Raw genomic sequence first — 20,400 nt, 5'->3', positions numbered from 1 at the left:
GAAAACGATCCTTGCTGGTGTTACCCGAATCGTATTCATCACAGACCCCCGAGGTTTTTGATACCGCTAGTCAGCTGAAAGATGCTCTGCACCACGGCGACCGCATTGGCGTTGCCGCCGTAGGCCAGGGCGGTGATCTGGTAGATCTGGCCTTGCCCGCTGGCGGACAGGCCAAGATATTGGATATAGAACTGCGGGTACGCGAAATACGTACCGTTAACCGCGCTGCTGCCGCCGTTCACTTGAATATTGAGGGCGGGCACCATGGTTGAGTAGACCTGCCCATTGGCGAGGGTCATTGCAGCGCCGGTTGCCGCGGGCTGGATGGCTACCGCCACACCGCTGCAAACCGTGGCTGGAAGGGCTGTAAGTGGTTTCGCCGTGGGGCAATTGGCGTTTTGCGCAAGCAGCGACAGGTTGTTCGTCAGCTGGTATTCCGCGTAGAGCTCCGTACTCTCGGCCAGCTGATACGCGCGTGCCTTTTCCTTCGTGTTCGCGGACATGTTTTCCTGTACGCGAAAGCTGTGGTACATGCCCACGGCCAGAAAGGTCAGCACGATCAGCAACAGCAGGCTGATGATAAGTACAAAACCGCCTTCGGCCCGGGCTCTGGATGTTTTTGCGGAATTCATAGGTCGTGTCGACGCTGGTTCGTAGGTTGAATGAGACTAAGGATCAGGGGCTCGGATTGGGTACCGTGATCGCGACGGTCCGGCTGATCGCAGGGAGTGTCGTAGGCTGCCCCGGCTGCCCGGACAACGGATTGTTGAACGTCAGTGCAATTTGGACGGATTGAATATTGCTGTTACTGGTTGAGGCGTTGTTCCAGCCGACGCCACTGGCGACGGCTGAAGCGTTCAAGTATTCATACGTCGCCGGGGTGGGCGTCTGGAGGGTGTTGTAACGCACAGCCAGGTGCGAGACGCCCGCCACGACCGGCAAGGTGACCGGGGCAATCGTGGCGCCAGCAAGGGTAGTGACACTCACCGTGCATTCCAGATTGGTGCCGACGACGGAATAGAGGTTGACGACGAGCGAACCCTGCGTTTCGGTCTGCCCCAGACAATCGAGCGTGTTCGTATCAGCCACGAAACGGACCTCGAGCGTGTCGTTGGCACCGGTAGCGGAGGCTGTTCCAGTGCCGTAGATGGACTGTCCCGCGACGGTATAGTCCCCGATGATCGGGAATGACGTGAGCAGTGAATAGGGCGTGGCCGGTGCCGGGACTTGATAGTTGAGATAGACCGGGTAGTACCCGCCGGTTTGCACGGTGTTGGCCATGATGGTCAGCGCCATGCGTTCATTGTCCTGCAACTGCGCCAGTTGCCCCTGCGCATTGAACGTCTGGCGTGTCTGGAACCAGACCTGGAACAGGCCGGCGAGTAGAAACGCGCCGATGGTGAGGGCGATCATCAGCGAGATGAGGTTTACGCCACGTTGGTTGGCAAGGGTCTGGCGCATGGTGCTCAGAATTGGTTGACGAGCGTATAGCTCATGGATGTTGGCGTGGCGTTGCTCAGGGTGCCGCTGTTGAGAGCGGCAGTTGCTTTTTGCGACCAGTGCACGGTGATGGTGCAAATTGAGGGTGAGGCTATCTGGCAGGTGAAGTGTGCGGTGGCGCCTGGGACTTGGGTGTTCAATTGGTAGCCCCAGCGTTGCAAGTCGAAACCGGCCAGCTGCGGGGCGGTGCAGGCTGTCGTGTAGCAGTTGGTGTTCTGCGATGCCAAGGTGGTATCCGACACGGTGCCTATCGAAGAGCCCGATGCGGGAGCTGACACGGTGAATGAGGAAACTGGGGGGGTCAACCAATAGCCAGGATTGGCCTGCATGGCATCGGCGATGCTGCGGGCTTCGATGGCTGCCAGTGACTCTGTCTGCGACGAATGCGTGCTGGCGATGGCCGAAGCCTGCATCGCCGCGATGCCGATGAGGCCGATGGAGATGACGACCAGGGCAACCAGGACTTCCATCAGGGTGAAGCCCCGAGTCCTGATGTAGGAGGATCGGGTCATGGACAGACTCCCGGGTTCTGTGTTGCTGTGTTCTGCGCTGCAAGCCCTACCTCTGAGACTACCAGGCACCGGATCCAGGCGGCGGTGTTGTTGGGGTCGTGCAGGCTGAGAGTGACGTTTGCGGCGACCGAGCTGCCACCCATGCGGTTGAATGTCAGTGCGGCGGTGGTGGCGGGGGTCGTATTCACGGTATCTCCGCCCTGCAGAGGTGCATGGATGCGCAGCAGGGTGTCTCCGGTCCCTGCGGCATAGACTTGGTTGTTGGCGCCGGCGGTGCCATTGACATCGGTGAAGACGATCCAGCCCGCATTCCAGCCTGTCGCGCTTGCGCTGCAGGTGGGGATGACTGCGGGTGGGTTCGCAGTTGCCGTCGCAGAGGCGCAGATCGTGACTGTCACGCCTTGCTTGATGGCGGCCGAGCGCGCCAGCTCGATATCGCCATTGAGGTCGTTGAGTTCGCTGGCCATCCTGTCCTGTGCAGTGACGCTTTTGTACGAGGGGATGGCGAGCACGCTGAGGACCGCGATGATGGCAATCACCACGAGCAATTCCATCAGCGTGAATCCGGCTGACCGCTTGCGGAGCGTGTGTGTCGTGTTCATGTATGGATGGATCGCCCCTGTATGGCGTCGAATGCGCCAGACATTAGGTTTGCACCGGACGGCGTCCGATGAACTCCCCTGCTGGTGCCCCTGTAATCGATCCGCGTGATCCAGGCGATGGTTTCGATCTGCTGGTACGCAGCGCTGAGCGCGTGCGCAGATTTGACCTGCCGGGATGACCGGATGCGGAACTATCTTGATCCAGATGGATATGGATTTGAACAGCCGCCCGTCGGAGAAAAGCCACCGTTCGTCGGCGGGATTTTGACGCGGATCAAGAAGTTATCGTATTTTCTTGCGGTTCGGGGCGCCGACTGGCCAAGCGCCATATCGAGGGCAGGCCTGCCGGAATGCATGTGCGGACAATCCATCTATGGCGGCACAGGGCGGGGCCGGTCAACCCAGATCGGCGTCCCGTCTGGCGCATGTCAGCAAGTTACCGAAACGGCATTCACGGGCACCGGGACTGTATCTGGATGGCAACGTCAGCTCAGATATCGGACCACATCCGCAGCAGGTTGTGATAACAGCCGGTCAGATGCACGCGTGCCGACTCGTCGGCGCCAGTCGCAGTCAGACGTTGAATCGCATTGTCCAGATCGAACAGCAGTGCGCGCTGGCCGTCGTCGCGCACCATGCTCTGCACCCAGAAAAAACAGGCCAGGCGGACGCCCCGGGTCACCGGTGCGACGCGGTGCAGGCTGCTGGCGGGGTAGAGCACCATGTCGCCGGCGGCCAGTTTGATCGACTGTGCACCATAAGTGTCCTCGATCAGCAGCTCGCCGCCGTCGTAGCTGTCGGGTGGCGCGAGAAACAGCGTGGCGGAAAGATCGGTGCGGATCTTCGCGCCAGTGCCGGGCAACAACCGCACCGACCCATCCACGTGATTGCCGAAGTGCATGCCGTTTTCGTAACGGTTGAACATCGGTGGATACACGCGGTTCGGCAACGCCGCACTGATGAAGAGCGGCAGTCGCTCCAGTGCCGTGAGCACGATGTCGCCCAGTTCGGCCGCCAGAGCGGAGCCTTCCGCGATCTGCCGGTTCTGCTTGACGTGCACGCCCTGATGTCCCGCGGTGACGCGACCGTCGACCCACGGGGCATCAGCAGCGGCAAGCCGGCTGCGGAAGTGTTGCAACTGCCCGTCATCGAGCAGGCCCGGCACATGCACCAGCATGATCGGCGATTCCTCAGAACTTGTAGGTGAACGTCACCATGGCGGTGCGACCGACGGCAGGTACCGAGCGACCGCCATCCGATTGGATCAGCGCATCGAAGTACTGCTTGTTGGTCAGGTTGAGCACGTTAAGGCGAATATCATAACGTGGCTGATGCCAAGCCAGGGTGGTGTCCCAACGCGTATAGCCGCCGGTGCTTACCGTGTTGGTGTTGTTCGCGAAGCGTTGCGACATGTAGGTCGCGCCGCCGCCCGCTTCCCAGTTGCCGGCGAAGGTCCAGGTGGACCATGCGGTAGCCGTGTTGCGCGGTGTATTGGCCGGCACGTTGCCCTGGGTGCCGTCGGCGGCCTTGACCACCTTGGCATTCATGTAGGTGTAGCCGGAAAACACCTGCCAATGGTCGGTGATATGACCGCTGACACCGACTTCCCCACCGCGTACACGAATATTGCCGTCCAGCACATATTCGCCTGCAGAGGTCTGGGTGCGCGCGTTGGTCTGTTCGAGGTTGAACAGGGCTGAGGTGATTTGCAGCGTATCGTCGATCAGGTTCCACTTGCCGCCGAGTTCGTACGAATAATTTTTCTCGGGCGCCAGATCCTGTGTACCGCTGGTGAGGGTGAGCGTTTCCAGTGAGGGGTCGAACGAGGTGCCGTAGGACACGTAGTACGACTGGGCATCACTGGGCTGATAGATCAGGCCACCGCGCACGCTGGTGAAATACACGGTCTGTGCTGCGTAAGGCGGCGCCGGCAGGCTTGTCGATCCCGGGGCAACCGTCGATATCGAATTGCTGATGTCTGCCTGGAAACGATCCCGGCGCAATCCCGCGACCAGTATCCAGTGATCATCGAGCTTGATCGTGTCGTTGGCATAGATTCCCACCGTATTCGCACTGGACTGGGCATAGTTGCCGGCCGTGCTGGTCACGTTGGCTGGTGTCGATTCTTCTACCGGGTCGACCAGCGAGAGTAGTGGCAAGCCACTGCGTGTATAGCCCTGGTTGTTGTAATCCTCGTGGGACAGTTCGATGCCGCTGATCAAGGTGTGTTGCACGCTGCCGGTGTCGAACTTGGTCACCAAATCAGTCTGGCTGTCCAGTTCTTTCTGGTGGATGACACGGTCATGGCTGGCCAGCTGCACATACAGATCCTGCAGCGGAAGGTTGGTGGGATTGCCGGCGTTCTTGTTCAATGTCACGCCGGCTGCCGTCACCACGCTGTTGGCGGCGGTTTCGCGTGCATTGGTTGTGTACTGGCTGTATTGCAACTGGCTGCGCAAGGTCACGTCCGGGCTGAAGGTATGTTCCAGACGTGCATTGAAGTTGTTGACGTCCTGATCGGTATGGTCGTCGGTGAGCCCGTACCAGTTGTGGTGGCTCACATCCGCCGGACGGCCATTGATCGGCGGAAAGCCGTAGTCGGGCATGTCGTGATTGCGTTGCAGCAGCGCCGACAGGGTGATCTGTGTCGGTGTGCCGATGCCGAAGCGCACCGACGGCGCAATGCCGTAGTCCTTGTTCTCAAGCACATTGCGGGTGGACTGCATATCCTGCCCGAACACATTCAGACGTGCGGCGGAGGTGTCCGAGAGCGGCTGGTTGATGTCGGCGGTGGTCCGGTAACGGTCGTCGGTACCGATCGTGGCGCTGACCTCGCCAAAGGCCTTGAGTTCGGGTTCCTTGCTTACCTGGTTGATCACGCCGCCGGTCGAGCCGCGGCCGAACAACATCGAAGAAGGTCCCTTGAGCACTTCGATCGCAGACAGGTCAAAGGTGTCGCGGTAGTACTGGCCGGCATCGCGAAAGCCGTCCAGATAGATGTCGGTACGCGCCGAGAAACCATGCAGGTTGATGTTGTTGCCAATCTGGCCGCCTTCGGCACCGCCGATGGTAATGCCGGGCACGTTGCGCAGCGCGTCCTGGAAGGAGGTCGCGCCTTGCGCATCCAGCAGGTCGCGGTTGACCACGACCACCGACTGCGGGATGTCGCGCAGCGCAGCAGGGACCTTGGCGCCCACGCTCGAGCTGTCGGCATCGTAGTGATTGCCGATGACGCTGCCGGTCACGGTGACGGCGCCGAGTGTCTGCGCCGGCTTGGGTTGGACGGTCGTCGACGTGTCGGGCGAGGTGCTTTGGGCAAGCGCGGCCACGGGGAAAACAAGCACGGCCATCAGTGCTGCGTGCAGCGGGGTAACGCGGAAATGCTCGAGCATGTAAAACCTTTGGGATCGTGGCCAGCTGAAGCTGCCGGTGGTCGAATCGGGTGCGCTGGCAATCGCTGCTTGCGGCGTATCTGCGTGAAGCAGGTAATCATCAAATGCGAATCATTACTATTATCACATATAGTTACAAAGTTGTGAAGGCGTCGCTCATCGGAGCATGTTTGGGTTGCGCGTCTTCGGCGGTGCACCGCTGACGCCAGACGGATGCCGTCGGGCACGGCGAGGCAAAAAAAGACCCCGCACTTACATGCGGGGTCCGGGTTGCATGCCGCGATGTTCAGCGGCAGGTCGTGACGACGGGTCTTACCAGATCTTCACCTGCTTGTCAGCCGGACGCACCATCGTATCGCCAGCCTTGCACTGGAACGCACTCGCGAAAGCCGGCATGTTTGACGGGGCGCCCATTGCGCGCAACCCTGCCGGGGCGTGTGGATCGGTATTGATCATCAATTCCGCGGCTTTCTCGCGTGTACTGCCGCGCCAGACACGTGCCCAGTTGAGGAAGAAGCGCTGGTCTTCGGTGTAACCGTCGATCTTCTGCGCGGCCTCGGCTGGATTGGCCTTGAGTGCCGTCTGCAGTGCGTCGTAGGCCACATTCAGGCCGCCCAGGTCGGCGATGTTTTCGCCCAGGGTCAGCTTGCCGTTGACGTGCAGGTCCGGCTTGTCCTTGATCGGCGCGTAGCTATCGAACTGATCCACCAGCTTGCCAGTGCGCGCCTGGAACTGGGTCTTGTCGGCTGCGGTCCACCAGTCGTTCTGATTGCCATCGCCATCGAACTGGGCACCCTGGTCGTCAAAACCGTGGCTGGACTCATGGCCGATGACAGCACCGATACCACCATAGTTGATGGCGTCGTCAGCCTTCGCGTCGAAGAACGGCGGCTGCAGGATCGCGGCCGGGAAGTTGATCGTGTTGTCGCTCGGGTTGTAGTAAGCGTTGACCGTCTGCGGGGTCATGCCCCATTCCTTGCGATCGGTCGGCTTGCCGATGTGGGCGATGTCGTAGTCATAGTTGAACTTGTTGGCCGCTTCGACGTTGGCGTAGTAGTTGTCCGGCTTGATGTCCAGGCCGGACCAGTCACGCCACTTGTCGGGGTAGCCGATCTTCGGCAGGAAATTGTTCCATTTGTCGATGGCCTTGGCCTTGGTCTCGGCGCTCATCCAGTCGAGGTTCTCGATGCGTGCCTTCAACGCGTTGCGGATGTTGGTGACCAGTTCCTCGGCGCGCTGCTTGGCTTCCGGAGTGAATTCCTTGGCCACGTAAAGCTGGCCCAGCGCCTCGCCCATGCCGCCGTTGACGGCACCCAGCACGCGCTTCCAGCGCGGGCGCTGTTGCGGCTGGCCGGCCAGCGTGGTGCCGTAGAACGCGAACTTGTTGTCCTGGAAATTCTTGCTCAGGTACGGGGAGGCATCGTCGATCGCGTGGAAGCGCAGGTAGGCCTGCCACTGGCTGACCGGCGTGCTCGCCAGCATCTTGTCGAACTGGGCGAAGAACTTCGGCTGCGACAGCGAGAAGCCCTTGTCGATCTTCACACCCTGGGCATCGAAGAATTTTTCCCAGCTGAAATGCGGGGTGACCTTGTCAGCGTCCTCGATGCTTACGAAGTGGTACTCGTTCTTCGTATCACGCTCCTCGACCGGCGTCAGCGATGCGGCGGCGAGCTGGGTCTCGAACTTCAGCACGTCGTCGGCCTGCTTCTTGGCGTCGGCTTCGGACACGCCGGTCAGCTCAAGCGACTTGGCGATGTAGGCGACATAAGCGTCACGAATCGCCTTGTAGTCAGGCTTGGTGTAATAGTCCTTGGTCGGCAGGCCCAGGCCGGCCTCGTTGGCAAAGCCGATCTGCATGTCGGCATGCTTGAAATCGCCGCCCGTGCCGAACTGGAACACCTGGCCATCGCCTTCGGCGTAGCGCTTTATGATGAAATCGGCGACGTCGGTGTTGCTCTTCAGGCCAGCGATCTCATCGAGTTTCGGCTTGAGCGGTTCGAAACCGTTCTTCTCGATGGTCGCTTCGTCCATGCCCGAGCGATACAGCCAGCCGATCTTCTGCTCGATCGAACCGGCCTTGGCGCTGTCGGCGTTCTTGCTCGCGTCGTCGACGATGTCGTGCTGGGTCTTCAGGCTGGCTTCGTTGAGGATGTTGAAAGCTCCCCAGCGCGTCTGGTCGTTCGGAATCGGGTTCGCGGCGATCCACTTCGAATTGACGAAGCCGTTGAAGTCCTGGCAGGCCGGGATGTTCGGGTCGAGCTCGCTAATGTCGAAGATGCTCTTGCTGGCATCGGCGGTGGCGGTTGTGCTGGCTGCGGCCGGGGCGGCGCTGGCGCTCTTGGCCGGCGTGCTGGTTGCCGGAGCAGGGGCCGGTGCTGCGGCCTGTTCGCTCTTGCCGCACGCGGTGAGCGACAAGGCCAGGCTTACCGCCAGGGCCACGGGCTTCAGATACTGCTTGGTCATGGATATCCCTCTGTGAGTCATGCCGCCGATCGGGCGGGTACGTTGGTTGTTCGCTGGCTGTACTGTCAGGGGCAACCCCAAAAGCACAGTCATACTTGTTCACGCTAGGTCAAACGTCATGGGTCAGACAGTGTCAAAGGTCAGGGGGTGTTTCTGGCACCGACCTGCCCAGGATGGGGCGGCAAGCTGTGCAACTGCGCGGCATCGATCCGCAATACCGGGTACGCGCCCACCTGCTGAACGGCGTACCACGGCGAACGCTCGAAGAAGAATTCGAGCCGCGCGCCGGGATTGGCGGCGAAGGCCGGGTTGTCATGCAGCTTGCGCTCGAACTCGGCCTTTAGTGCGGGATCCTTCGCCAGCATCTCGCGCGCCAGCTTTTCCAGAACGCGCGGCTCGCCATATTCCTTCGCCTCGAAGATCGCGTTGAGATAACCCCAGCGCAACAGCGAATCGGGTGCCTGCGGTTCGAGCAGGTTGATCACCACGTTGGCGGCGCGTTGGGCCAGTGGCACGATCACCGAGCCGGCGGCCAGCGTTACCTCGCGCGGCACTGCATGCAGCGCGAAGTCGCGCAGCATCAGATGCCCCTCGAACGGTTTGCTGGCCCAGCTCGGATCATCGAGCTGATAGCCCTCGGCGTGGATTGTCAGCGGGTGATCGATGCGGCGGTAGTGGATGCCGTGTGCATCGAGCTTGTCGATGATTGCGGTCCATTGCGCTGGCACCACGTACGCCACCGGCGGGGTGATCGACAGATCAGGAAGCAGGCCGTTCCAGTTATCGATCGTGTACGTCTTCGGCTGGCTTGGCTCGTAGTGGATCCATTCGCTGTTGGAAATGTCGCTATGGGTTAGCGTGAACGCGTAGCCCTTGAGTTCGAACTTCGTCGATTGCGGGTCCGGCTTGAAGGTCAGCGGCACCTGGGCCTGTGTATCGTGGGCGCGGGCAATGGTGTCGCCATCGGCCTTCGAAGTGGTGGCGAGCAGCGCGGCCGGATCCTGGTTGATCTGCTCCAGCATGAGCTCGACCAGGTCGTACACGGCATGTACGCGATTCGCGTAGGGTTTCAGCATATGCGTTTCGATGAGTAGCGCAGGGCGGTTCTGCAGCGCCGCGTAGCCGGTGGAGAAGCGCGGGCCGGAGCCGAAGTTCTCGATGCCCTTGCGCGGATCGCGACCGTCCTTGAACTCCAGATAGATCGAGCCGAGGTGGTCACGCTTCTCGTACGCAGGCATCGCGTGGTTGACGATGGCGTCGTGCTGCCATGCGCTTACCGCGGGATCGAGCTTGTGCGGATCTTCGGTGTACCAGGTCAGGTCGTACTGGTAGTCGGCACCGTCGGTGGTGTGCACGTCGATCAGGAAATCTGGCAGCCACTTTTGCCAAAGCTTCAACCAGGCGAGCATCTCCGGTGCGTCGGCTTTCACGTAATCGCGGTTGAGATTGAGGTACTGCGACTGCCCGCGAAAGCCCATGCTCTCCGGGCCGTTCTGGTTGATACGGTGGTATGGCGACGAATTCTCGTGGCCATCGACGCTGAATACCGGGATGTAGACCAGCACCACATGATCGAGCACGTGCGGGTATTTGTGGGTGATTGCGATATCGCGCAACAGCATCAGTCCGGCGTCCTTGCCCTCGATCTCGCCGGGGTGGATGCCAGCCTGCAGCAGCACGATCGGCTTGCCGGCCTTGCGTGCGGCGGCGGGATCGAACGTGCCATCGCCACTGGCGATCACCACGGTCATCGGCCGACCTTCCGGCGTGGTGCCGAAGGTTTCCAGGTGAATGACGCCCGGTGCCGCCTGCTGTAGTCGCTTCAGATAGGCCAGGGTATCGGCATAGCTCGGCGTGGTGCGGAAATGCGTGGCCTCGGCCGGCGTGATCCAGTCGGTGGCGTTCGAACCGGTAGCGTGCGCAGCCATGGCGGCAACACCCAGAAGGGTGGCTAGCAAGACATGGCGAAGACTCATGCGTGATCCTCGGGTTCGTCGTGTCGCATCGTCGCGGGCGAGGCGGGCAGGGTGTCGGGCGCCACCGCACCACCGGAAATGATGAAGGCCATCGCCTGGTCCATCGTCCAGTCGGTGGGGGTCAGTTCGTCCAGTGGTACTACTTCGAGATAGCCGCCAGTGGGGTTCGGCGTGGTCGGGATGAACACCGCCGCCATCTCGCGGCCGCTACCTTCTTCGATCATCACCCGGGTGACGAAGCCGACCACCTTCATGCCGCGGCGTGGAAACTCCACCAGCACCACCCGTTGCACGCCGGACGGCTTGTTCTGCAGCACGGCCATCAGTTTCTTGGTGCCGCCGTAGATCGTCTGCACCACTGGGATGCGCGCCAGCAGGCCGTCGAACGCATTGATCAAACGCTGGCCGATTACCCGGTTGGCCAGCCAGCCGAGCAGGTACAGCGCTACCAGGGTGATCAACAGCGCGATGATGAAGAGCAACCATTGCGTGTTGAGCGTGTCGGCCACACGCGGTGCGACCAGCGCCAGCGCATTGAGCAGCGCACTCACCAGTGGGGTGCCGATGCCTGCCAGCATGCCCAGCACGAACTTGAACACCAGCCAGGTCACCCACAATGGGATGAAGGTAAGCAGGCCGGTCAGCAGAAAGCGTTTGAGGCGCAGCGGTCGCATGGGCGGATTCGGTCGGCTAGGGGTGCCTTCATTGTAGGGGACGGCGATGGCCTGTCATGTTGCCGCTGCGATCTGGACAGGTCGGCGCTGTTGGCCGCGCCATTGCGCCACTGTGATTTTTTTCGCGCCTGTGCGAATCATGGGGTGAATCGAAGGGAATGCATACGTCCATGACCGCCAGACAGCTCCAGCAGCGTTTCGAAACGTTGCTGCAGGAACATCGCCGGATCGTGTTCAAGGTGGCTGGCCTGTACACCCGCACTACCGCCGATCGCGACGACCTGGTGCAGGAGATCAGCGCGCAGTTGTGGCGCTCGTTCAGCGGCTACGACGAGACGCGCGCGAAGTTCTCCACCTGGATGTACCGCATTGCGCTGAATGTGGCGATCTCGCAGGTGCGGCGTGAGCATTGGTCCGAAGCCGACCGTTTCGAGCCGCTGGAAACGCACCATCTGGAAACCGTCGGCGGTGGCGAGCCGATTGCCGAACAGGACGAACGGCTGCAGGCGCTGTACGCGTTCATCGGCCAGCTCGATCCGCTCAATCGCGCGCTGATCCTGCTGTACCTCGAAGACCGCAGCTATGGCGACATCGCCGAAATTCTCGGCATCAGCGAAACCAACGTAGCCACCAAGATCAATCGCATCAAGCAGAAGTTGCGCGGGCAGATGACTGCGGCAGAAACCACTGGAGCATGACGATGGAACTCGATGAGATGAAATTCGCCTGGCAGGCACTTGACCGTCGATTGGAGCAGCAGCACACGCTGAACCTGCAGATTTTTCGGGATGGCCGGCTGGACAAGGCGCGGCGGGGATTGCGACCCCTCGTGTGGGGACAGGCCATCCAGATCATCATCGGCATTGCTGGAGCGCTGCTGTTCGCGCCGATCTGGATCGCCCACCTGCATCAGCCAGCGGTGCTGCTGGCCGGGCTGGTGATGCATCTCTATTGTCTGGGTCTGATCATCGTCGGTGCCGTGGTCGAGGCACAAATCGCGCGTATCGATTACGCGGCGCCAGTGATGGTGATCCAGCACCAGCTGTTGAAGCTCAGGAAAATCTATGCCATCGGCGGCGCTCTGGTCGTGGGCTTGCCGTGGTGGTTTCTGACCGCGCCGCTGCTGGTGGTGCTCACTCGCGGTGCAATCATGGACAAGGCACCGTCGGTGATCTGGATCCAGTTGGCGATCGGCGCGGCGGGCCTGCTTGCCACGTGGTGGTTCCATCGCTGGGCGCATCGACCGGAGCGCGCCAGACTGGCACGCGCATTGGACGACAGCACAACCGGTGGCAGCATTCGACGCGCACAGGCAGCTGCTGAAGACATCGCCCGTTTCGAGCAGGAGTAGCGGGAAGCCACGCTGGTGCGAAACAGGACTCAGCGCGCCTTCGGTTTCAAACGTACGTATATCTGCTTGCGCACGCGGGCGATCACTTCGCCGGAAGCGGTTTTCACCTCGGTCTCGAACCAACGCAGCACTTTCTCACCGCCAGCCGCTGCTGCACGCAATTCGTCAACGACGCTGCTTTCCAGCTTGAAATGAGCATAGACGTCCTCACGCCCCGGCGCGACGAAGTCGATCGTGCCGGCCTTGTCCCACACGTAGTAGTTGTTGCCGAGCTGGTGCATCGCCAGCAGCATCCAGAACGGATCGACCATCGCGAACAGGTTGCCACCGAACTGGCTGCGCACGTAGTTGCGATTCCATGGACGCAAGCGCAGCACTACCTTCGCTTCGGTGTAGTCATCGTTGAGCGATTGCAGGCGGATGGAATTGCACAGGAAAGGTGGCCACAGGTTGAGCAGGTGGCGGAAGGTGGAGGCTTTCATCAGTTCGCCGTCATCAAAACAGCAACGAAGCCATCTTGCGACGGTAGCGGCTGACCAGATCGGCATCATCGAGCGTGGCGAACGCGGCGAGCAGGCGTTTCTTCGCCTGGCCATCGTTCCAGTCACGGGCTTTCTGCAGGATCGTCAGGAACTGCTCGAGCCCGGCCTCAGCGTCGCCTTCATGCAGCAGTCGCACGCCGAGCTGATCACGTGCAGCCCAGTCGTTGCCATCGGCCTGAACGAGCTGCTGCAATTTTGCTTTCTCGGGCGCGTCCAGCAGCGCATGGGCCAGTTCCAGCTCGCTGCGCAGGCGCACGGCGCGTGCGTCGATGGCGAGGTTGGCCGGTAACGCAGCCAGCTCCGTGGCAGCGGCATCCACCTGGCCAGCGCGCATCAGTGCCAGGGCCAGGTCGAGTTTCAGATCAGGCTTGCCCGGTTCGGCGGCGATCGCCTGCTGCAGGCGGTCGATCGCCTGTTCGGGAGTTTCCTGTACGACCTCTTCCTCGATGGCCTCGGCAAGTGCTTCCAGCGGCTGCACATGGCGTGACAGGAATTCGCGCAACTGGCCTTCGGGCAGTGCCCCGGCGAAACCATCGAGTACCTGGCCATCCTTCACCAGTACCACGGTCGGGATGCTCTTGATGCCGAACATGCCGGCCAGTTCCTGCTGCTTGTCGACATCGACCTTTCCCAGCCGGAACCCGCCGTTGTACTCGGCGGCGAGCTTTTCCAGCATCGGTCCCAGCGTCTTGCACGGCTCGCACCAGGTGGCCCAGAAATCCACCAGGACGGGTGTGGTCAGGGACGCCTGCAGCACATCGGCTTCGAAGCTTTGCTGTTCCACGTCGAAGACATGGGCGGGGGCAGCATCAGTCACGGGAAACTCCAGTTCGGCGGATGTCGGTTCAGATCAGGGCAATACCCAGCATATCAAGCGGCAGGGATGCTCTGGCACCGCATTCACGATAGATTTGCGAGAATCCGCGGATCGTCACGCCGGAGCAAGGCACCGAGTACATGGGCACGACTCCACCCGAAGCGTTGCTAATCTGCGAGCACTGCGACACGGTCTACCGCCGTCGCACGTTGGCGCGTGGGGAGGTGGCCCGCTGCGCATGCTGCCATGCAGAGCTGGAACGTCATCACGGCCTGAGCCTGACCGCCCTGCTGGCGCTGGTACTGACAGCCATGATCGTGTTCGTGCAGGCAAACATGTGGCCGATCGTCACGCTCGGCTTGAACGGCCAGTTCAGTGGTGCCACGCTGTGGGGCACGATCATCGCGATGTGGCAGCAGCAGGCCCAGGTGATTTCGGTACTGGCCGCCGCGACCCTGTTTTTTTTTCCGCTGACCAAGATGTTGCTGCTCGGCTGGCTGCTCTGGTTTGCGCGCCTTGGTCGGCGCGCTCCGGGTTTCGCTCCGATGATGGTGGTGCTGCATTATCTGCAGCCGTGGACGATGAGCGAGGTGTTCGTGCTGGGGGCGCTGGTGGCAATCGTCAAGGCGCACCTTTACTTCGACGTGGTGGCGGATCCGGGTATCTATGCCTACGCCGCGCTGACCTTGCTGATCACCGTCTTTGCCGGCGTCGACCTGCGTCAGCTGTGGGAGCTCACGCCGGAGGATCCCGCATGAGCGCGTTCCCGCGTGCTGCCGAGCTTGGCCTGATCAGTTGCCATGTCTGCAAGCTGGTCTGTGCGGACGCACTCGATGGCGATGATCCGTCCGATGAGATGGCGTGCCCGCGCTGCGGCTCGGCGCTGCACCGACGCAAACCCTCCAGCTACGTGCGCGCGTGGGCGCTGCTGATCGCTGCGTTCCTGCTGTACATTCCGGCCAACGTGCTGCCGATCATGCGTACCGCCAGCCTCAACGACATCGACGACAACACTATCATCAGCGGCGTGGTCGAGCTGTGGGTCAAGGGTTCGCCCGATCTGGCGGTCATCGTGTTCACCGCCAGCATCGTGGTGCCGATGCTGAAGTTCCTTTCACTGGGCACGTTGCTGGTGAGCTGCCAGCGCGGCAGCGACTGGGCACGGCCGCAGCGTGCAAAGCTCTATCGACTGATCGAATTCATCGGCTACTGGTCGATGCTGGATGTCTTCGTGGTGTCGTTGCTGACGGCATTGGTGCGCTTCAATTTGCTGAGTCGAGTGGAACCATTGCCCGGCGTGATCTTTTTCGGCCTGACCGTGGTGCTGACCATGCTGGCCTCGATGAGTTTTGACCCCCGGTTGATCTGGGATGGCAGGGATAGTGATGACTGACGACAGCCAGATTGAACAGGGTGGCCGGCACGGCGGCGAATTGCCGCGACCGGTGGTGAAGCATCGTCGTTTCAATGCCTCGCTGATCTGGCTGGTGCCGGCGCTGGCGGCACTGGTCGGCCTTTCGCTGGTGGTCAACAGCTGGCTGCAGGCTGGCCCGACCATCACCATCAGCTTCCAGAGCGCCGAAGGACTGGAAGCCGGCAAGACGCCGGTGAAATACAAGAATGTGGTGATCGGCAGGGTCAACAAGATCCATCTCAGCGCCGATCACAGCCATGTGCTGGTCAAGGTGGGACTGGAGAAAAGCGCCGAAAGTTTTGCCACCCTGGGCGCCCGCTACTGGGTGGTGCGGCCGCGGATCGGGTTGGGCGGTGTGTCGGGCATCGATACGTTGCTGTCGGGCGCATTCATCGGCGTCGACGTGGGTGATTCGAACGCGCCCGCGGACGAGTTCAAGGGGCTGGAGACGCCACCGGCGGTGAATCATGGCGCGCCCGGCCGCAGTTTCATGCTGCATAGTGACGACCTCGGCTCGCTGGATATCGGCTCGCCGGTGTACTACCGGCGCATCCAGGTCGGGCGCGTGGTGTCCTATCAGCTGGACAGCGATGGCAAGGGCGTCTCGCTGCAGATCTTCGTGGACGGCCCCAATGACAAGTTCGTCACCACCGCCACGCGCTTCTGGAACGCAAGCGGCATCGACGTGTCGGTTGGGGCGAGCGGGCTGAAGGTCAACACGCAGTCGCTGGCGTCCGTGCTGGCCGGTGGCCTGGCGTTCCAGGATCCCGCCGGCCCGCATGACAGCACGCCGGCGCCGGAAGGAACCGAGTACACGCTGTTCGGCGATCAGGCCAGCGCGATGGCACCGCCGGACGGTGAGCCGCATTACATCCGCCTGCGCTTCGAGCAATCCGTGCGCGGGCTGGCGGTGGACGCACCGGTGGAGTTCCTCGGCATCAACATCGGCAAGGTAGTCTCGATCAAGCTGGATTACGACGAAAAGACGCAACGCTTCCCGGTCGTCGTGGGGGCGGTGGTCTATCCGCAGCGCCTGGGCAATGCCTATGACAAGCTGGAAGCATTGGCCAAGGCACGCGGTGAGAATCCGGACCTGTCGCAGTTGATGGGACGCCTGGTCGAGCACGGCCTGCGTGCGCAGGCGCGCAGCGGCAACCTGCTGACCGGTCAGCTGTATGTGGAATTAGATTTCGTGCCGCACGCGCTGCCGGTGGCGTTCGATCCGAACGCCAAGCCGCTGATCATCCCCACGGTGGCCGGCAGCTTCGACAAGCTGCAGGAGCAGCTGGCCGAGATCGTCGACAAGGTCGACAAGATTCCGTTCGAAAGTATCGGCAAGAACCTGGACCAGACCCTGGCCGGGCTCAATGCCACGTTGAAGCAGGTCAACGGCCAGACCCTGCCGGAGTTCAAGACAACTCTGCAAGGCGTGCAGAAGACCATGGGCTCGGCCAGCGATGCGCTGTCCAGCGATTCGCCGCTGCAGCAGAACCTGGGCAGCACGCTGCAGGAATTGCAGCGCATGGCGCGTTCGCTGCGCGTGTTCACCGACTATCTGGATGGCCACCCGGAGGCGTTGATCCGCGGCCGTCGCCCGGACGCCAAACCCACCCCCGACACCACAACGCCGGCGGCTACCGAACCGCAGCCTGGGAGCAAGCCATGATTCGTACGGGAAGATGTCTGCTGGGTGTGGTCACGATGCTGGTTCTGGCGGCCTGCGCTTCGGCGCCACTGCATTACTACACACTGATTGCACCGGCTGGAGAGTCGGCCAATGGGGTCATCTCGGCAAGCCAGGCTGAGCCGTCGCTGCCATTCGAACTGTTGCCGGTCAGCATTCCGGCGCAGGTTGACCAGCCGCAACTGGTGGTACGCGAAGGCGGGCAGGGCGTCGCCTTGCTCAATGGCGAGCGCTGGATCGCGCCGCTAGGCGACGAGGTGCGCGGCGCCTTGTCGGCCGATCTAGCGCGTGAACTGCATAGCCAGGATGTCAGCGGCCTCCCCGGCAACGATAAACCGGTGTTGCGGATCAAGCTGGATCTGCGTCGTTTCGACTCGCAACCCGGCAGCTACGCCTTGATCGAGGGAACCTGGAGCGTGCGCCAGCTACATGGCGCCCAGGCCGGCATGCTGGCATGCACCAGCCGGGTCAGCGTCGCCGTCGGGCCGGGCTACGCTGCGCTGGTCGAGGGGCATCAGCGCGCAATCGGCCAGCTGGCGGCGCAGATCGCCAGTGCTGCGCGTGCGCTCGGGAACGGGCAGGTGGCGGCGTGCCCGGCTGGATAAATCGCTTCAGGCTTGGCGCTGGGTCCGCGCTGAGCTAATCTGACCAGTTCACCGCGGCCGGCGCAGCCGGGCTACGCAAATCGCATCATGGCGCCAGGAATCATGCAGGATATCCAAGACCCGAACACTCCGGAACAAGGCGCCGCTACTGATGGCTACCGGCCACAGTCGGTGGAAGCTGCCGCGCAGCAGTACTGGAATGCGCAGCATGCGTACGAGGTGAAGGAGGATTCCTCCCGGCCGAAGTTCTTCTGCTTGTCGATGCTGCCGTACCCGTCCGGCGCACTGCACATGGGCCACGTGCGCAACTACACCATCGGCGACGTGATCAGCCGTTACCAGCGCATGCAGGGCAAGAACGTGCTGCAGCCGATGGGCTGGGACGCGTTCGGCCTGCCGGCCGAGAACGCCGCGATCAAGAACAACACCGCGCCGGCCAAGTGGACCTACGCCAACATCGACCATATGCGCAGCCAGCTGAAGTCGCTGGGCTATGCGATTGACTGGACGCGCGAGTTCGCCACCTGCAAGCCGGACTATTACCGCTGGGAACAGTTGATGTTTACCCGCCTGCTGAAGAAAGGCATGGCGTACCGCAAGAACGCGGTGGTGAACTGGGATCCGGTCGACCAGACCGTGCTGGCCAACGAACAGGTGGTCGATGGTCGCGGCTGGCGCTCCGGCGCCGTGGTGGAGAAGCGCGAGATCCCGCAGTGGTTCCTGAAGATCACCGACTACGCACCGGAGCTGCTGGATGGCCTGGACACGCTGCCGGGCTGGCCGGATGCGGTCAAGACCATGCAGCGCAACTGGCTGGGTCGCAGCGAGGGTCTGGAAATCCACTTCGCAGTGCAGGGTGAGTCCGAACCGCTGAGCGTGTTCACCACCCGCCCCGACACGCTGATGGGCGTGACCTTCGTTTCGATTGCCGGGGAACATCCGCTGGCGTTGAAAGCGGCGCAGGGCAATGAAAAGCTGGCCGCCTTCCTCGACGAGCTCAAGCATGGCGGCGTATCCGAAGCCGAGCTGGAGACCCAGGACAAGCGCGGCATGGATACCGGGTTGCGCGCGATCCATCCCATCAGCGGTGAACCGATCCCGGTGTGGGTCGCCAACTTCGTGTTGATGGGCTACGGCACTGGTGCCGTGATGGCAGTGCCGGCGCACGATCAGCGCGACTGGGAATTTGCACAGAAGTACAGTTTGCCGATCCGGATGGTGATCGTCGATCCATCGGTGATCGATGCACTGAATGAGATCGAGCATGACCTGTCGCAAGGCGTTGGCATCGATCCGATGCGCGCTGCCTTGCGTGGCCGCGAAAGCAACATGCAGGATATTTCCGCGCCGTTGCGCGTGGTCGAGGAATTCGAGCGACGCATTCTCGAAGATGCCGCATGGACGCCGCGCGGCGTGCTGGTGAATTCCGGTGAATATGACGGCATGGATTTCGCTCAGGCGCTGGATGCGCTGGCCAGACGCTTCGAGCGCAACGGTACCGGTTCACGCAGGGTCAACTGGCGCCTGCGCGACTGGGGTGTCAGCCGCCAGCGTTACTGGGGCTGCCCGATCCCGGTGATCTATTGCCCGAAGTGCGAAGCGGTGCCGGTGCCGGAAGACCAGTTGCCGGTGGTGCTGCCCGAGGACGTGGCGTTCTCCGGTGTGCAGTCGCCGATCAAGGCCGACCCGGAGTGGCGCAAGTGCGTGTGCCCGCAGTGCGGTGGTCCGGCCGAGCGCGAGACCGACACGTTCGATACCTTCATGGAATCGAGCTGGTACTACGCGCGCTACACCAGCCCCGGTGCGAATGCGCAGATCGACGAGCGCGCGAACTACTGGCTGCCGGTCGACCAATACGTTGGCGGCATCGAACACGCGATCATGCACCTGCTGTACTTCCGCTTCTATCACAAGCTGCTGCGCGACGCGGGCATGGTGCATTCGGACGAGCCGGCGCAGAACCTGCTGTGCCAGGGCATGGTGATCGCCGAGACGTTCTATCGCGACCAGGTGGATGGTTCGAAGGACTGGATCAACCCGGCCGAGGTCGACGTGCAACGTGACGAGCGCGGTCGCGTGACCGGTGCGGTACTGCGCGCGGATAGTCAGCCGGTACAGATCGGCGGCACCGAAAAGATGTCCAAGTCGAAAAACAACGGCATCGACCCGCAGACTATGGTCGGCAAGTACGGTGCCGATACCGTGCGGCTGTTCTCGATGTTCGCCGCGCCACCGGAGCAGTCGCTGGAATGGAGCGAGGCCGGCGTCGAAGGCATGGCGCGCTTTCTGAAGCGGCTGTGGCGCGAGGTGACCACGCATGTGGCGAACCCCGATCATCCGGTCACCGATCCGTCGGCGCTGGATGCGGGCCAGAAGACGCTACGCCGCCAGTTGCACGAGACGATCCAGAAGGTCGACGACGATTTCGGTCGGCGCCATGCGTTCAACACCGCGATTGCCGCGCTGATGGAACTGCTCAACGCGCTGAACAAGTTCAGTGACCAGAGCGAGCAGGGCCGTGCGGTGCGTCATGAGGCGCTGGAAGCGATGGTGCTGCTGCTCAATCCGGTGGTGCCGCATATCAGTCATGCACTGTGGCAGACGCTTGGTCACGCCGAGACGGTGCTGGAGGATCAGCCGTGGCCCAGGGCAGACCCGGCCGCGCTGGTGCGCGACAGTGTCACCATGGCAGTACAGATCAACGGCAAGTTGCGCGCTACCATCGAGCTGGCTGCGAATGCCTCGAAGGAGGACGCCGAGGCTGTGGCGCGAGCGCAGCCGCAGGTCCTGCATTTCCTGGAAGGCATGAGCGTGCGCAAGGTCATCGTGGTTCCCGGCAAGATCGTCAACATCGTCGCAGGATGAAAT

18 protein-coding genes are annotated in these 20,400 nt (G+C 62.0%); 7 read left to right on the top strand and 11 right to left on the bottom strand.

Going from position 1 to position 20,400, the window contains the following annotated elements; all coding sequences use genetic code 11:
• Nucleotides 1–38 precede the first annotated feature (38 nt).
• The 9 genes from GSQ75_RS06770 to GSQ75_RS06730 all read right to left on the bottom strand — a co-directional run bounded on the left by GSQ75_RS06770 (nt 39) and on the right by GSQ75_RS06730 (nt 11,119).
• Complete coding sequence (locus GSQ75_RS06770; RefSeq protein WP_343160913.1) at nt 39–632, bottom strand: PilX N-terminal domain-containing pilus assembly protein; 594 nt, start codon at nt 630–632, stop codon at nt 39–41.
• Between the two features lie 43 nt (nt 633–675).
• Complete coding sequence (locus tag GSQ75_RS06765; protein ID WP_158753689.1) at nt 676–1,461, bottom strand: pilus assembly protein; 786 nt, start codon at nt 1,459–1,461, stop codon at nt 676–678.
• A gap of 5 nt (nt 1,462–1,466) precedes the next feature.
• A complete protein-coding gene (gene pilV, locus GSQ75_RS06760; RefSeq protein WP_158753688.1) occupies nt 1,467–2,012 on the bottom strand; it encodes a type IV pilus modification protein PilV in 546 nt (181 codons plus the stop codon).
• On the bottom strand, nt 2,009–2,614 hold the full coding sequence (locus GSQ75_RS06755) for a GspH/FimT family pseudopilin (RefSeq protein WP_158753946.1): 606 nt from the start codon (nt 2,612–2,614) through the stop codon (nt 2,009–2,011). The genes pilV and GSQ75_RS06755 overlap by 4 nt, the downstream gene beginning before the upstream one ends.
• Before the next feature lie 490 nt (nt 2,615–3,104).
• Entirely contained in the window at nt 3,105–3,791 is a 687-nt protein-coding gene (locus tag GSQ75_RS06750; protein WP_158753687.1) for a Fe2+-dependent dioxygenase, read from the bottom strand.
• A 13-nt stretch (nt 3,792–3,804) separates the two neighbouring features.
• A complete protein-coding gene (locus tag GSQ75_RS06745) occupies nt 3,805–6,006 on the bottom strand; it encodes a TonB-dependent siderophore receptor (RefSeq protein WP_158753686.1) in 2,202 nt (733 codons plus the stop codon).
• Between the two features lie 312 nt (nt 6,007–6,318).
• Nucleotides 6,319–8,469 (bottom strand): M13 family metallopeptidase, encoded by a 2,151-nt coding sequence (locus GSQ75_RS06740; RefSeq protein WP_158753685.1) that lies wholly within the window; start codon nt 8,467–8,469, stop codon nt 6,319–6,321.
• A 140-nt stretch (nt 8,470–8,609) separates the two neighbouring features.
• Nucleotides 8,610–10,445, bottom strand: coding sequence for a M14 family metallopeptidase (locus GSQ75_RS06735; RefSeq protein ID WP_158753684.1), 1,836 nt, complete (start codon nt 10,443–10,445; stop codon nt 8,610–8,612).
• Nucleotides 10,442–11,119 carry a DUF502 domain-containing protein gene (locus GSQ75_RS06730; RefSeq protein WP_158753683.1) on the bottom strand — a complete coding sequence of 226 codons (678 nt, stop codon included), beginning with the start codon at nt 11,117–11,119 and terminating at the stop codon, nt 10,442–10,444. Before GSQ75_RS06730 ends, GSQ75_RS06735 begins: the two co-directional genes overlap by 4 nt.
• A 170-nt stretch (nt 11,120–11,289) precedes the next feature.
• Here GSQ75_RS06730 and GSQ75_RS06725 point away from each other — a divergent pair, with 170 nt between their 5' ends.
• Both GSQ75_RS06725 and GSQ75_RS06720 read left to right on the top strand, forming a co-directional pair.
• Nucleotides 11,290–11,817, top strand: coding sequence for an RNA polymerase sigma factor (locus GSQ75_RS06725; protein ID WP_158753682.1), 528 nt, complete (start codon nt 11,290–11,292; stop codon nt 11,815–11,817).
• 2 nt (nt 11,818–11,819) lie between these two features.
• Nucleotides 11,820–12,470: a hypothetical protein gene (locus GSQ75_RS06720; protein WP_158753681.1), complete on the top strand. Its 651-nt coding sequence runs from the start codon at nt 11,820–11,822 to the stop codon at nt 12,468–12,470.
• A gap of 29 nt (nt 12,471–12,499) precedes the next feature.
• Here GSQ75_RS06720 and GSQ75_RS06715 read toward each other — a convergent pair whose 3' ends face one another.
• Complete coding sequence (locus GSQ75_RS06715) at nt 12,500–12,952, bottom strand: DUF4442 domain-containing protein (protein WP_158753680.1); 453 nt, start codon at nt 12,950–12,952, stop codon at nt 12,500–12,502.
• A gap of 13 nt (nt 12,953–12,965) precedes the next feature.
• Nucleotides 12,966–13,829 carry a thioredoxin gene (gene trxA, locus GSQ75_RS06710; protein WP_158753679.1) on the bottom strand — a complete coding sequence of 288 codons (864 nt, stop codon included), beginning with the start codon at nt 13,827–13,829 and terminating at the stop codon, nt 12,966–12,968.
• A gap of 140 nt (nt 13,830–13,969) precedes the next feature.
• Between trxA and GSQ75_RS06705 the strand changes: the two genes are divergently transcribed.
• From GSQ75_RS06705 to leuS, 5 genes are all read left to right on the top strand, one after another.
• Complete coding sequence (locus GSQ75_RS06705) at nt 13,970–14,587, top strand: paraquat-inducible protein A (protein WP_158753678.1); 618 nt, start codon at nt 13,970–13,972, stop codon at nt 14,585–14,587.
• Entirely contained in the window at nt 14,584–15,222 is a 639-nt protein-coding gene (locus GSQ75_RS06700) for a paraquat-inducible protein A (protein WP_158753677.1), read from the top strand. Before GSQ75_RS06705 ends, GSQ75_RS06700 begins: the two co-directional genes overlap by 4 nt.
• A complete protein-coding gene (locus GSQ75_RS06695; RefSeq protein WP_158753676.1) occupies nt 15,215–16,909 on the top strand; it encodes an MlaD family protein in 1,695 nt (564 codons plus the stop codon). The genes GSQ75_RS06700 and GSQ75_RS06695 overlap by 8 nt, the downstream gene beginning before the upstream one ends.
• Nucleotides 16,906–17,532 carry a PqiC family protein gene (locus tag GSQ75_RS06690; RefSeq protein WP_158753675.1) on the top strand — a complete coding sequence of 209 codons (627 nt, stop codon included), beginning with the start codon at nt 16,906–16,908 and terminating at the stop codon, nt 17,530–17,532. The genes GSQ75_RS06695 and GSQ75_RS06690 overlap by 4 nt, the downstream gene beginning before the upstream one ends.
• 102 nt (nt 17,533–17,634) lie before the next feature.
• Nucleotides 17,635–20,397 carry a leucine--tRNA ligase gene (leuS, locus tag GSQ75_RS06685; protein WP_158753674.1) on the top strand — a complete coding sequence of 921 codons (2,763 nt, stop codon included), beginning with the start codon at nt 17,635–17,637 and terminating at the stop codon, nt 20,395–20,397.
• Nucleotides 20,398–20,400: the final 3 nt, after the last annotated feature.

This window comes from Dyella sp. S184, from assembly GCF_009766065.1.
Classification (GTDB): domain Bacteria; phylum Pseudomonadota; class Gammaproteobacteria; order Xanthomonadales; family Rhodanobacteraceae; genus Rhodanobacter.
Note: the sequence above shows the minus strand (reverse complement) of the source record. Positions and strands in the feature narration are given on the sequence as shown.